The organism is uncultured Tateyamaria sp., assembly GCF_947503465.1.
Lineage (GTDB): Bacteria > Pseudomonadota > Alphaproteobacteria > Rhodobacterales > Rhodobacteraceae > Tateyamaria.
The window spans coordinates 65,668-79,086 of record NZ_CANNDN010000003.1 but is presented as its reverse complement, the minus strand read 5'-3'; the positions used below and the strand labels follow the sequence as shown (position 1 = coordinate 79,086).

The 13,419-nt window shown below is 63.9% G+C and carries 14 protein-coding genes; 10 read left to right on the top strand and 4 right to left on the bottom strand.

Going from position 1 to position 13,419, the window contains the following annotated elements:
- Positions 1 to 18: 18 nt before the first annotated feature.
- Positions 19 to 357, bottom strand: a complete 339-nt coding sequence (locus Q0844_RS16235) for a P-II family nitrogen regulator (protein ID WP_039681805.1) — start codon at positions 355 to 357, stop codon at positions 19 to 21.
- A 252-nt stretch (positions 358 to 609) separates the two neighbouring features.
- Between Q0844_RS16235 and Q0844_RS16230 the strand changes: the two genes are divergently transcribed.
- The gene (locus Q0844_RS16230; protein ID WP_299046968.1) at positions 610 to 2,787 is read left to right on the top strand and encodes a PBP1A family penicillin-binding protein; all 2,178 of its coding nucleotides are present in this window, start codon (positions 610 to 612) and stop codon (positions 2,785 to 2,787) included.
- 5 nt (positions 2,788 to 2,792) lie between these two features.
- On the opposite strand, the gene Q0844_RS16225 is transcribed toward Q0844_RS16230, so the two are convergent.
- A complete protein-coding gene (locus Q0844_RS16225) occupies positions 2,793 to 3,380 on the bottom strand; it encodes a phospholipid-binding protein MlaC (RefSeq protein WP_299047953.1) in 588 nt (195 codons plus the stop codon).
- 8 nt (positions 3,381 to 3,388) lie between these two features.
- Positions 3,389 to 4,111, bottom strand: a complete 723-nt coding sequence (locus tag Q0844_RS16220; RefSeq protein WP_299046966.1) for a VacJ family lipoprotein — start codon at positions 4,109 to 4,111, stop codon at positions 3,389 to 3,391.
- Between the two features lie 202 nt (positions 4,112 to 4,313).
- Here Q0844_RS16220 and Q0844_RS16215 point away from each other — a divergent pair, with 202 nt between their 5' ends.
- The 7 genes from Q0844_RS16215 (at position 4,314) to Q0844_RS16185 (ending at position 11,028) form a co-directional block, all read left to right on the top strand.
- Positions 4,314 to 6,050: a type I secretion system permease/ATPase gene (locus Q0844_RS16215; protein WP_299047951.1), complete on the top strand. Its 1,737-nt coding sequence runs from the start codon at positions 4,314 to 4,316 to the stop codon at positions 6,048 to 6,050.
- Positions 6,047 to 7,348, top strand: a complete 1,302-nt coding sequence (locus Q0844_RS16210; RefSeq protein WP_299046964.1) for an HlyD family type I secretion periplasmic adaptor subunit — start codon at positions 6,047 to 6,049, stop codon at positions 7,346 to 7,348. Before Q0844_RS16215 ends, Q0844_RS16210 begins: the two co-directional genes overlap by 4 nt.
- Positions 7,349 to 7,414: 66 nt before the next feature.
- Positions 7,415 to 7,873 (top strand): RidA family protein, encoded by a 459-nt coding sequence (locus Q0844_RS16205; RefSeq protein ID WP_299046962.1) that lies wholly within the window; start codon positions 7,415 to 7,417, stop codon positions 7,871 to 7,873.
- Positions 7,870 to 8,637, top strand: coding sequence for a glycerophosphodiester phosphodiesterase family protein (locus tag Q0844_RS16200; protein WP_299046959.1), 768 nt, complete (start codon positions 7,870 to 7,872; stop codon positions 8,635 to 8,637). Before Q0844_RS16205 ends, Q0844_RS16200 begins: the two co-directional genes overlap by 4 nt.
- Positions 8,638 to 8,689: 52 nt before the next feature.
- On the top strand, positions 8,690 to 9,877 hold the full coding sequence (locus Q0844_RS16195) for a GNAT family N-acetyltransferase (RefSeq protein WP_299046956.1): 1,188 nt from the start codon (positions 8,690 to 8,692) through the stop codon (positions 9,875 to 9,877).
- Positions 9,874 to 10,170: a 4a-hydroxytetrahydrobiopterin dehydratase gene (locus Q0844_RS16190; RefSeq protein ID WP_299046953.1), complete on the top strand. Its 297-nt coding sequence runs from the start codon at positions 9,874 to 9,876 to the stop codon at positions 10,168 to 10,170. The genes Q0844_RS16195 and Q0844_RS16190 overlap by 4 nt, the downstream gene beginning before the upstream one ends.
- 3 nt (positions 10,171 to 10,173) lie before the next feature.
- Complete coding sequence (locus Q0844_RS16185; protein WP_299046951.1) at positions 10,174 to 11,028, top strand: mechanosensitive ion channel domain-containing protein; 855 nt, start codon at positions 10,174 to 10,176, stop codon at positions 11,026 to 11,028.
- Positions 11,029 to 11,087: 59 nt separating this feature from the next.
- Here Q0844_RS16185 and Q0844_RS16180 read toward each other — a convergent pair whose 3' ends face one another.
- Positions 11,088 to 11,576 carry a peroxiredoxin gene (locus Q0844_RS16180; protein WP_299046950.1) on the bottom strand — a complete coding sequence of 163 codons (489 nt, stop codon included), beginning with the start codon at positions 11,574 to 11,576 and terminating at the stop codon, positions 11,088 to 11,090.
- An 80-nt stretch (positions 11,577 to 11,656) separates the two neighbouring features.
- On the opposite strand from Q0844_RS16180, the gene Q0844_RS16175 reads away from it, so the two are divergent.
- A complete protein-coding gene (locus Q0844_RS16175; protein WP_299046947.1) occupies positions 11,657 to 12,865 on the top strand; it encodes an FAD/NAD(P)-binding oxidoreductase in 1,209 nt (402 codons plus the stop codon).
- The gene (rsmD, locus tag Q0844_RS16170; RefSeq protein ID WP_299046945.1) at positions 12,862 to 13,407 is read left to right on the top strand and encodes a 16S rRNA (guanine(966)-N(2))-methyltransferase RsmD; all 546 of its coding nucleotides are present in this window, start codon (positions 12,862 to 12,864) and stop codon (positions 13,405 to 13,407) included. Before Q0844_RS16175 ends, rsmD begins: the two co-directional genes overlap by 4 nt.
- Positions 13,408 to 13,419: the final 12 nt, after the last annotated feature.

The following is a 13,419-nucleotide window of genomic DNA, read 5'->3' as shown; positions in this document are numbered from 1 at the left end:
TTCCCTAGGTTGGAGCGCTCAGATAGCGTCTTCGTTCGTTTCGCCGGTGCGGACGCGCACGGCCTGTTGGACGTCCAGGACAAAGATCTTGCCGTCCCCGATCTTGCCCGTCTGGGCCGTTTTCGTGATGGTCTCGACGATCTGGTCGGCCATTGAGGCGGCAACCACGATCTCGATCTTGACCTTGGGCACGAAATTCACCGCGTATTCCGCGCCGCGATAGATTTCAGTATGGCCCGATTGCGAACCGAAGCCCTTGATTTCCGTGACCATCATGCCGCGCACACCGGCCTCGGTCAGCGCTTCGCGAACCTCCTCCAGCTTGAACGGCTTGATCGTTGCAATGATGAGTTTCACCACATGTCCCCTTACGTTGGCAGGTTGTCCTGCAATACGTGTGGGAAAAGAGTGCAAACGAATGGGGCGGCCAACGTCCGACCCGCAATTCCTGCCACCGATGTCGCGGCCTGTGCATAAAAAATGCGCAAATCGGTATATGTGCGTAAAAAATAGACGAATCAGAATCCGCCGCCGCGACACTGCGGGGCGTGGCAAAAGGGATCAAACCGGATAAGCTGGCGCAAACAAAAGGCCGGGCAGGGGTCGACAATGAGTGATTCAAGAAAGGGCAAGCGCCCCTTGGTGGCCGATCGTCGCTACCCGAAGAAGGCGGCCAGGCCCGCCACGCGCAAAAAGACCGTCAAACGCCGCAAGGCTCCGGCGAAAAAGCCGTCGCGCAACATATTCGTGCGCCTGGTCCGCTGGGTGGTGCGGCTGGTCTGGTGGATCACCTGGCGCGTCGGCCTGACGGTGACGGCGGCCATTGCGCTGGCGGTCGGCTATTTCTGGACAACCCTGCCCGATGTGAACGAATTGCTCGACGGGCGGGCCCGGGGTTCGGTCACATTGCTGGACCGCGAAGGCGCCCGCTTTGCCTGGCGCGGGGACCAGTTTGGCGGTGCCGTGATGGCGGGGACCGTGTCCCCCGGCCTCAAGAACGCCGTGATCGCCACCGAAGACAAACGGTTCTACCGGCATTTCGGCGTCAGCCCGCGTGGCGTCGCCAGTGCGGTGCGCATCAACATGCGCGAAGGGCGCGGACCGTTGCAGGGGCATGGCGGCTCGACCATCACGCAGCAGACCGCCAAGCTGCTGTGCCTTGGCGTCGAATACGATCCGCGGGACTGGGAGTCCGAAGCCGCCTATGTCGCGGACTGCCGCCGTGGCTCGCTGCAGCGCAAGGCCAAGGAAGCCATCTATGCCATGGCGATGGAGGCCAAGTATTCCAAGGACGAAATCCTTTCGATCTACCTGAACCGGGCCTATATGGGCGCAGGCGCCTACGGGGCCGAGGCGGCGGCACAGCGCTATTTCGGCAAGCCTGCCGCGACGCTGACCCCGGCCGAAGGCGCGATGATCGCTGGGCTGTTGACCGCGCCGTCCCGGCTGGCGCCGACATCCGATCTGCAACGTTCGCAGGATCGCGCGGCGACCGTCCTGCGCCTGATGGGCGAACAGGGATTCCTGTCCAGCGCCGAAGTGGCCCAGTGGCAGCAAGACCCGGCAACCCTGTCCCCCGCGGCCCGGCGCAAGGCGGGCGGCTACTTTGCCGATTGGGTCATGTCGACCGGCCCCGAGTTTTTCACCCGCAACACAACCGAAGACGTGATCATCCGCACCACGCTGGACCAGCGCCTGCAACGCGCGGCCGAAGAGGCACTGCAACAGGTGTTCGAAACCAAGGTGCGCGAAGGGTCCAAGGCGCAGGCCGCCATCGTGGTGATGAGCGCGGATGGCGCTGTCCGGGCCATGGTGGGTGGGCGCGAAACGCGCGTCGCCGGCGTGTTCAACCGCGCGATCCAGGCGGAACGGCAAACCGGCTCGGCCTTTAAACCCTTTGTCTACGCGGCAGCACTGGAACTGGGCTATTCCCCGCTCGACACGGTCGAGGACGCACCGATGACGATCGACATCCCCGGGTCTGGGCCGTGGTCACCGCGCAATTACACCAACACCTATTCGGGCCGGGTGACGCTGACGCAGGCGCTGGCCCAGTCGCTGAACATCCCGGCGGTCAAAGTGTCCGAAAGCGTGGGGCGCGAACTGGTGCGCCGCGTGGCCACCGACTTTGGCATCGACAACGAAATGGCCGACGGGCCGGCGCTGGCGCTGGGTGCATCCGAAAGCACGCTCCTGGACATGACCGGGGCCTATGCCGGCATCCTGAACGGTGGCTCGTCGGTGACGCCCTATGGCCTTGTTGACCTGCGTCTGCAAGGCGACAGCGAACCGCTGATGGGCACCGGTGGCGGCATTGGCGAACGGGTGATCCGGGACGAGGCCGCCGCCCAGCTGATCTGGATGATGGAACAGGTTGTCAGCCAGGGGACCGGCGCCCGGGCGCAGTTCGAAGGGCGTGAAATCGCGGGCAAGACCGGCACGACACAAGCCGCGCGGGACGCGTGGTTTGTGGGGTTTACCGCGGATTACGTGGCCGGGGTGTGGATGGGTTATGATGACAACACGCCCCTGACAGGCGTGACCGGCGGCGGGCTGCCGGCCGAGATCTGGCGCGAAACCATGATCCGGGTGCACGAGGGCGTCCCGGCGCGTCCGCTTCCCATGCAGGCGCCTGTGGGCGCATCACGGCCTGATCCGGCACCATCGCAACAGCGCGACATTCCCCGCACGACCGAAGGGCTGATTGAAATGCTGGTGCGGGACATCCTGGGCGGCGGCAGCGGCCCGACCCGTCCGAATGACCGCATCCCCGGGGAAAGCCGCTAGGGCGCTCAGCCCAGACCGCGCAGTTGCGAAATCATCGTGTCGATGTCGCCGCCATTGCGGTCGATCAGCGCGCCGATCTCTGTCCGTTCGGTCAGCAGCAGGTTCACACCTTCGATGAACATGTTGAAGAACAGATCGCGCCCCGACCGGTTGGACACATGGAAGGTCACGGCAAAGGGCGACTCGCCCCGCAGGAAGGCCGTGGTTTCCACTTCGAACCAGTTCTTGACCTTGCGCACGCCCTTGACCTCAAGCCGCCCACCGATGAACTCGCGGAACCGGCGGCCATATTTCCGGGCGATGTAGCCCTGGAACGCATCGGAAAACGCACGCTTCTGCGCGTTGCTGGCACGTCGCCCGTCAACTCCCATCGCGTAGGCCGCGATATAGGACGTGTCGCTGTAGCGGGCAAAGATACGCTCGAAATCGCGGAACATCGCGCTTTCGCTCCTGCCCGAAGCGATGACGCCGTTGATGTCACCCACAAGCGCATTGATCAGCCGCTCGGCCCCCGCTTCGTCCAGCGCAAAGGCGGGCAGGGCGGGCAGCATGGCGGCGGCACTTGCTGCGGCGATGAAATGGCGGCGGTACATGGTCATGATCAGAACCCCTCGGTATCCAAGGCAAACGGGTCAATGTCAGCGGCTGCACCTGTGTCACCCAACTCGAAGCGGCGGTTCTGCAACCAGATCAGGCGCGCCTGTGCATAGCTGTCGGCGCTTTCATATAGGATGGAATCGACAGTGTCGGAAAACCGCCCGCGGCGCGATAGGCCGGAAGCCGCCGCCGCGACGGTGCCGTAATACCGCTCGGGACTGTCCACCACATAGCTGAGCGGATTGGTGAACAGGTCCACCACCATCCCTGTGGCCCTGCGGGATGTCGACGGGCCCAGAACGGGCAACTCCAGATACGCACCTTCACCCACGCCCCAAACAAACAATGTCTCGCCAAAGTCGGTGTCGTGCTGCGGCAGCCGGAAATCGGTGGCGACGTCAAACAGGCCAAAGATGCCCAGCACCGAATTGGTGACAAAGCGCACGGTGGAAATGCCTGCACCTTGCAGATCGCCCTGCAACAGGCTGTTCACCACCACGGACGGTTCGCCCAGATTGCGGGCAAAGTTGCCGACGCTGTCCTCGATCTCGTCCGGCAGCACGCTGGAGTAGCCGATGGCCGCCGGCCGCACGATCGCGCGGTCCAGCCCCCGGTTGAAGGCATGCACGCGACGGTTCTGCGTCTCGTAGGGGTCATTTATGCCATCAGGCTGCACACCTGCCGGGCCCGACGCAGCACATGCGGCAACCGATCCGACGGCAAACAAAAGAACGACAGCGCGCCGAACGCGACAAAAAAGAGACAATGCAAATCCCCACTGGATATTCTTGGTACGTAATTAATGCGGTAATTCTAAATGCCCATAGCGCCGCAGGTGGAACCTTGTACATGTGGCACTTGCGCGACAGGCAAAATACGCCATCGTGGGAAAAACACAAACTGAGCAGAAAACAAGCGAAGTCATGCCGATGCAAAACGAACTCACACAGCGCGGATTGGCCGAACTGCGTGCCGTGCGCCGTCACAGCCGGGGACTGTATTGGGCCGTGGGCCTGTTCAGCCTGTTTGCGAATCTGCTGATGCTGACCGGGCCGATGTACATGCTTCAGGTCTATGACCGCGTTTTGGGCAGCCGCAGCGAAGAGACGCTGATCGCCCTGTCGCTGCTGGTGGTCTTTCTTTACGGCATCATGGGCATTCTCGACTTTACGCGGGGCCGGATCATGGCGCGCGTCGGGGCCCGGTTCCAGTCCGAACTCGACCGCCGGGTGTTCGATGCGGTGGTGCGCAAATCGGCCGTGGCGCCCGATCTGAAAACACAAACCGGTCTGGCCGACCTTGAGGCCGTCCAAAGGTTCATGACCTCGCCTGTGCTGATGGCGTTTTTCGACCTGCCGTGGACGCCGATCTTTATAGCCGCGATCTTCATATTTCACCCGTGGTTGGGTGTGCTGGCGCTGGTTGGCGGCGGCACGCTGATCCTGATTGCTCTGGCCAACCAGCTGTTGTCGCGTCTGCCGCAACAGCGCGCCGGTCAGGCCGGTCAGGTGGCGGCGTCCATGTCCGATCAATTGCGGATCGAGGCCGAGATGGTGCAGGCCATGGGGATGCGCGGCGCAGCTTTTGATCGCTGGCAGCGGGCACGCGGCACGGCACTTGATGAACAGATCAAGGCAACGGATGTGGGTGGCGGGTTTACGTCGCTGACCAAGACGCTCCGCCTGTTTTTGCAAAGCGCGATGCTGGGCGTCGGCGCCTACCTTGTTCTTCAGAACCAGATGACACCGGGCGCGATGATCGCGGGATCGATCCTTTTGGGCCGCGCGCTGGCGCCCGTCGAACTGATGCTGACGCAATGGCCCGTCGCGCAGCGGGCGAGTAAGGGGTGGTCGGCGCTGGCGGATCTGCTGGGTGCCGTCGCCCCGGACACCACGCGCACCGAACTGCCCAAACCAAAGGCCCGGCTTGTCGCCAAGAGCCTGACGGTCGTGCCGCCGGGGGAAAAGGCGGCCGCGTTGCGCAGCCTCAATTTCGATCTTCCGCCGGGCCATGCAATGGGTGTGATCGGCCCCTCGGGGGCGGGCAAGTCCACGCTGGCGCGATGCCTGACCGGGGTCTGGCGACCTGCGGGCGGGTCCATCCGCCTGGATTCGGCGGCATTGGACCAATACGCCGCGGATGTGCTGGGCCAGCACATCGGATACCTGCCGCAACGTGTGCAGTTGTTTGACGGCACGATCGCTGAAAACATCGCTCGCCTGTCGATGGCACCGGATGATCAAAAGGTCGTGGCGGCCGCGCAAAAGGCCGACGCCCACAAGATGATCCTCGAATTGCCCGACGGCTACGACACCCGGATCACCGCCGGGCAACAACGCCTCTCCGGGGGCCAGGTCCAGCGCATCGGCCTTGCCCGCGCGCTTTACGACGATCCGGTTATCCTGGTGCTGGATGAACCGAACTCGAACCTCGACAACGAAGGCACGCAGGCGCTGAACCAGGCCATTCGCAGCGCCAAGGCCGATGGCCGGTCGGTCATCATCATGGCGCACCGGCCCGCCGCCATCCAGGAATGCGACCTGCTGCTGGTCATTGATGGCGGCGCACGCACGGCGTTCGGACCCAAGGATGAGGTGCTGAAATCCATGGTCAAGAACCACGAACAGATCCAACGGGCCCCCGCCAACGCAGGAGGTGTGACATGAGCGACAAACGCTGGTCCGCAAAAACGCCGCTTGTCCTTGGCTTCTTTGGGCTTTTTGGCCTTCTGGGGGGGCTTGTCGCCTGGGCCACCCTGACGGAAATCTCCGGCGCCGTGATCGCCTCGGGCCGGATCGAGGTCGACCAGAACCGGCAGATCGTCCAGCACTCGACAGGGGGCATCGTTTCCAAGATCGAGGTGAAGGAGGGCGACAGCGTGCAGGCAGGCGACCTGCTGATCCAGCTGGATGTCAAACAGATGCAGTCCAGCCTCGCCATCGTCGAAGGGCAGCTTTACGAGTTCATGGCCCGGCGCGGCAGGCTCGAGGCCGAACGGGACGAAAAGGAAGAGATCACCTTTGACCCCGCGCTTCTGGCCGTGGCCGACACGTGGCCGGATGTGCGGGAACTGATCACGGGTCAGGAAAACCTGTTCCACGCCCGGCGCGAATCCATCGCCAGCCAGGCCGAACAATTGGCCGAACGCGCCGCGCAAACGCGCAACCAGATCAAGGGGATCGAGGCGCAGGAACGCTCAATGGCGCGCCAGCTTGAATTGATCGAACAGGAGCTTGAAGCTCAGGAAAGCCTGTTTGAAAGGGGCCTTGTGCCCGCCTCGGGCGTGCTGGCCCTGCAACGGCAACAGGCCTCGCTGGATGGGCAGATCGGCGAACTTGCCGCGTCCAAGGCCCAGTCCCAACAGCGCATCACCGAAATTGAAATCGAGGTGCTCCGCCTCACCTCGGGGCGGCGCGAAGAGGCGATCACGCGCTTGCGCGACCTGCGGACGCGCGAACTGGAATTGATCGAACAGCGCCAGGCCCTGCTAACAGATATCGAACGGATGGAAATCCGCGCCCCCGTGTCGGGCATCGTTTACAACATGCGGGTCCAGACCATGCGCTCGGTCGTGCGCGCCGCCGATCCGGTGCTGTTCCTGATCCCGCAGGACCGCCCCCTTGTGATCGCCGCGCGCGTCGATCCGATCCATATCGACCAGATCGTGACAGGGCAGTCGGTGAACCTGCGGTTTTCGGCGTTGGATCAGCGCACGACACCCGAATTGGTGGGCGAGGTGGCGCTAGTCTCGGCCGACGCGTTCGAGGATGAAAACATCGGTGCCAGCTTCTACCGGGCCGAAATTGTCCTGAACCCCGGTGAGATCGACAAGCTGAACGAGGGCCAGGTCCTGGTCCCCGGCATGCCGGTCGAGGCGTTCATTCGTACCGCCGACCGCTCGCCGCTGGCCTACCTGGTCAAGCCGGTTGCCGACTACTTCAACCGCGCGTTCCGCGAATCCTGACATCGGCCCTTTTCAGGCGCGCGCGGGCGGTCTAGCGTCCGCGCAAACCGTTCAAAGGAGAACCCGATGTCCATCGAAGCCCGCCTGTCCGAGCTTGGCGTGACCCTGCCCGACGCCCCAGCCCCCGCCGCCAACTACGTGCCCTTCGTGCAAGTGGGCGACATCGTCTATGTCTCGGGCCAGATTTCCAACGGGCCGGATGGCCTGATCACCGGCAAGCTGGGCGCGGACATGGAGGTCGAGGACGGGGCCGCAGCCGCCAAAACCTGCGCCATCAGTCTTCTCGCGCAGGTCAAGGCCGCCTGTGGCGGGGACATCGACCGCCTTGCAAGGGTGATCAAATTGACGGGCTTTGTGAACTCGACGGCTGACTTCACGAACCAACCCCAAGTGATCAACGGCGCCTCGGACTTCCTTGTCGAAGCGTTGGGCGACGCGGGGCGGCACAGCCGCTCTGCGGTGTCGGCCGCCGCCTTGCCGCTGGGCGTCGCAGTCGAGATCGAAGGCATCTTCCAGATCAAATGACCCCGCGTCTGCCCGCCGCCTTCCTTGGCGCACCGCTCGCGCACCGGGCGTTGCACGACGTGACCGATGGTCGCCCCGAAAACAGCCGCGCCGCCATCCGCGCCGCGATCAGCCAGGGCTACGGGATCGAGATCGACGTGCAACTCAGCGCCGACAATCAGGCGATGGTGTTCCACGACTACGCGCTTGACCGGCTGGCCGATGGTACGGGTCCGGTGCGCGTTGTCCCCGCGGGGACACTTTCCGAAACGCCGCTCAAGGGCGGGGACGAAGGCATCCCGACCCTGCCTGAAATCCTGCACCTCGTCGCGGGCCAGGTCCCCCTGCTGATCGAGATCAAGGACCAGGACGGGGCCATGGGCGAGGGGATCGGCCCGCTGGAACAGGCCACGGCGGACGCGCTGGCGGGCTACACAGGCCCCGTGGCGCTCATGTCCTTCAACCCGCACAGCGTGGCGCGCATGGCGGAACTCTGCCCCGGCATCCCGCGCGGCATCGTCACCAGTTCCTATGCCGCAAGCGACTGGCCACTGAACGAAAGCTCCCGCGACCACCTGCGCGGCATCCCCGATTTTGACCGGGTCGGCGCATCGTTTATCAGCCACGAGGTCGCAGACCTGTCGCGCCCCCGCGTGGCGGAGCTGAAAGCCCAGGGCGCAAACATCCTCTGCTGGACTGTCCGGTCGCCACAGCAAGAGGCACAGGCGCGCGAGATTGCGCAAAATATCACCTTCGAAGGCTACCGCGCGCCCCATCCCGGTTGAACCTTGGCCCGCGCGACACACATTCTGGAACGATGAGCAGAAAAGGCCTCAGGTGTCCGAGCAAGAAATAGAAATTCGTGTGGTGCCAAGCCTTTCCGAGATCCCGGAGGCCGAATGGGATGCCTGCGCCTGTCCCGAGGCAGCAGCGGGCGGCAGGCCAAATGACCCCTTCACAACGCACCGGTTCCTGAAGGCGCTGGAAGACAGCAATTCGGTCGGGCCCGGCACCGGCTGGCAGCCGCAATACTTGCAGGCCGTGGCAGGTGGGCGGACCATCGGGTTCGCGCCGATGTACGCCAAGAACCACAGCCAGGGCGAATACATCTTTGATCACAACTGGGCGCACGCATTCGAGCGGGCCGGGGGCCGTTACTATCCCAAACTGCAGATCGCGGTGCCGCACACGCCTGCAACCGGGCGCAGGTTCCTGACGCATCCCGACTTTCCCGAACTGGGGATGCGCGGCCTGATGTCAGGCGCGGTACAACTGGGCGAAACCAACAACCTCAGTTCCCTGCATGTGACCTTCTGCACCGAAGCGGAGCGCGACTTTGGCGCGGCTCTGGGCCTGATGCCGCGCGCCACGCAACAATTCCATTGGCTGAACGACGGATACGGCACGTTCGACGATTTCCTTGCAACCCTCTCCAGCCGCAAGCGCAAGAACATCCGCAAGGAACGCCGTCAGGCGCAGGAGTTCGGCGGCGACATCCACGTGCTGACGGGCGATGACCTGCGGCCCGAACACTGGGACGCGTTCTGGCACTTCTACCAGGACACCGGGGCGCGCAAATGGGGCACACCCTACCTCACTCGCCGCTTCTTCGACATCGCGCACGAGACGCTGGCCGATGACATGGCGCTGGTGCTGGCGGAACGGGACGGGCGCTATGTGGCCGGTGCGCTGAACTTTTTCGGCGCACAGGCGTTATATGGCCGGTACTGGGGCTGTACGGAACACCATCCCTGCCTGCATTTCGAGCTGTGCTATTATCAGGCCATCGACATCGCGATCCGGCACGGGCTGGCGCGGGTCGAGGCCGGGGCACAGGGCGAACACAAGCTGGCGCGGGGCTATCTGCCGACACAGACCCACAGCCTGCACTGGATCGGGGACCCCGGCTTTGCCGATGCTGTCGCCCGCTACCTCGAAGCCGAGCGTGAGGCGGTGGAAGAGGAGATTGAAATTCTCACGGACTACGGGCCTTTCAAGAAGGTCCAGATCGAGGAACAGGAATGACCGAAAAGCTGAGCGATGAGACGCGGGGCACCCTGCTGGATCCGCTGCTGGCCACCGGATGGGCCGTGACCGACGGGCGCGACGCCATCCACAAGACGTTTGAATTCGCCGATTTCGTAGAGGCGTTCGCGTGGATGACACGCGCCGCCATCTGGGCCGAAAAATGGGACCACCACCCCGAATGGTTCAATGTCTACAAGCGGGTCGAGGTGACGCTGACAACACATGACGTGGGCGGCCTCAGCACGCTGGATGTGAAATTGGCCCGCAAATTGGACAGTCTGGCGGGCTAGATCATGGATTACATCAACGACCTGCTTGCCACCGAAGTGTGGCAAGGCAAAACGCTTGGCGACTACCTGTCGCTGGAATTCCTGGCCTCGATCGTGGGCTCTGTGCTGGCTGCGATCACGATCCTGATCGTTGGCTGGATCATTGCCGCGTGGCTGGGCCGCCGCGTCACGCGGATCGGGCTGCGCAGCAAACATCTGGACGACACGCTGTTCAACTTCCTGGGCTCGATCCTGCGCTACGTGGTGCTGGGGTTCACGTTCCTGATCGTGCTGAACACATTCGGGGTGCAGACGACGTCCGTCGTGGCCGCGGTGGGTGCGGCGGGCCTCGCCATCGGCCTGGCCTTGCAAGGGACACTGTCCAACGTGGCGGCAGGTGTGATGCTGATCCTGTTCCGTCCCCTCAAGATCGGGGATTTCGTGGATGTGGCGGGCAAGATGGGGACGGTCAAGGATGTGACGCTGAACTTCACCGAATTGGCCGATCTGGGCAACGTGCAGGTGATCATCCCCAATTCCGAAGTGTGGGGCAACGTGATCACCAACTACTCCGTCTATCCCGCCCGCCGGGCCGAATGGACCTTTGGCGTGGGCTATGGCGTGAACCTCAAACAGGCAGAGGATGTCATCCGTCACACGATCATGGCGGACGAGCGGTCCAGGTCGGACCCAGAGCCGTTCATTCAGGTGAACAACCTTGGCGACAGTTCGGTCGATTTCCTGGTGCGGGTCTGGTGCGACAGCGCGGTCTACTTCCAGTACCAGGCCGACATGAAGCGCAAGGTGAAGGAAGCCCTGGATGCGGCCGGGGTCGACATCCCGTTTCCCACCCGGACGATTGTCCAGGCCGCAGAGTGATCCAATTGAAAAAGGCCCCCGGATCGGGGGCCTTTTGCGTCATCCTGACATGGCGCGGATCACATCGCCTCAAGCAGCGCCTCACCGCCTGACACGTCACAAACGCCGGGGTTTTCCTCTTCCTGCAATACGGTCACGGTGCCGTCCTCGACCACCATCGCATAACGCTTGGACCGGTTGATCAGACCCGCGGGCGGCGCGGTGAAATCGCGACCCATCGCCTTGGTGAACGCCGCCTCGGCATCGCCCAGAAAGGTGATGCCCGCGGCCTCGGCCCCGGTGCTTTCGCCCCAGGCTTTCATCACGAAGGGGTCGTTCACGCTGATGCAGATGATCTCGTCCACGCCCTTGGCATCGAACTGGTCCTTGGTCCGGACAAAGCTGGGCACGTGGGCGGTGCTGCACACGCCCGTATAGGCGCCGGGCAGGGCAAAGATCACGACCTTGCGGCCCTTGGTCTTCTCGCTCAGCTGCACCTGTGCGGGCCCTTCGTCCCCCAGATAGACCAGCGATGCGTCGGGCAGGGTGTCACCTACGGAAATAGCCATGGAATGTGCCTTTCTTGGAATTGCGTCTGTGTTCCCCTGCGATATAGGCTGCACAACGGCAAAGGGCGAGGGCAAAGGTGATGGGCAATAGCCATGTGGTGGTGATCGGCGCAGGGCAGGCGGGGTCGTCCTGCGTGGCCAAGCTGTGCAATGGGGGCTTTGACGGGCAGATCACCCTGATCGGGTCCGAACCGGCGCTGCCCTACCAACGCCCGCCCCTGTCCAAGGCCTATCTGCTGGGGGATATGCCGCTGGACCGGATGTTCCTGCGGCCCGACAGCTTTTATGCCGAGAACAATATCACCGTACGCACCGGCGAAGAGGTCACTGCCATCGACATCTCTGCCCGGACGGTGGCGGTGGGCGACGACACGCTCGACTACACCGACCTGGTGTTGACCACGGGCTCGTTCCCCCGTCGCTTGCCTGCCTCCATCGGCGGGGATCTGGACGGCGTATTCACGGTCCGCGACCTTGCCGATGTCGATGCCATGGCGCCATGGTGCGCGTCCGGCAAAACGGCGCTGATCGTCGGCGGCGGCTATATCGGGCTCGAGGCGGCGGCGGTCTGCTGCAAGCTGGGTCTGAACGTGGTGCTGGTCGAAATGGCCGACCGCATCCTGCAACGGGTCGCAGCGCCAGAAACAAGCGCCTATTTCCGCGATCTGCACACCTCTCACGGGGTCGATCTGCGCGAAGGCGTCGGGCTGACCCGCCTGACCGGTGACGGCACGGTTTCGGGTGCGGATCTGACGGACGGCACCACGTTGGCCGTGGACCTTGTGATCGTGGGCGTCGGCATCACCCCCGCGACCGCCCTGGCAGAGGCGGCGGGCATCACCATTGACAACGGCATCGCGACGGATGCGCAGGGGCGTACCTCTTGCCCCCATGTCTGGGCCGCGGGCGATTGCGCGTCCTTTCCGTACAAGGGCCAGCGCATCCGCCTCGAATCCGTGCCGAACGCGATTGACCAGGCGGAATGCGTGGCCGAAAACATCATGGGGGCGGCAAAGGATTACGCGGCGCGGCCCTGGTTCTGGTCCGACCAATTCGACGTCAAACTGCAAATCGCGGGGCTGAACACAGGCTACGACCGCGTGGTCACACGCGACGGCGGTGCCGCCAAGTCCTTCTGGTATTACGCAGGCGACACGTTGCTGGCCGTGGACGCCGCCAACGACCCGCGCGCCTACATGATCGGGAAGCGCCTGATCGAAGCGGGCAAGACAGCGGACCCGGACGTCGTGGCGGACCCCGCGGGCGACCTGAAGGCCATGCTCAGGTGAGGATCATCGCGGGCCGCTGGCGGGGCGTGCGGCTTGCCACTGTGGGCAAGGGTGACCCGGGCGCGCATCTGCGCCCCACGCCGGACCGGGTGCGCGAAAGCATGTTTTCCATGCTCACCCACCGCGATGTGATTGAGGGCGCAAAGGTGCTGGACCTTTTTGCAGGCACCGGCGCGCTGGGGTTCGAGGCGCTGTCGCGCGGCGCGGCCCAGGCCACTTTCGTGGAAAATGGGCGCGTCGGGCAAACGCTGATTGCTGAGAACATCAAGAAGCTGGACGCGGGCGCGCAGGCCAGGCTGCTGCGTATGGATGCAACCAGGCCGGGGGCGTCGGACAGGGGGCCCTTCGATCTTGTCTTTCTTGATCCGCCCTATGGCAAGGGCATGGGGACGAAGGCACTGCTTGCGATCCGCCCGTGGTGTACGGGTGATGCGTTGATCATCTGGGAAGAAGACGCACCCATGGACGCGCCCGCAGGCTACGCGCTGCTGGATCACCGTCGGTACGGCAGCACGCATGTCACATTGCTCGAGGTTGCGTAGGGTGCGCAGTCC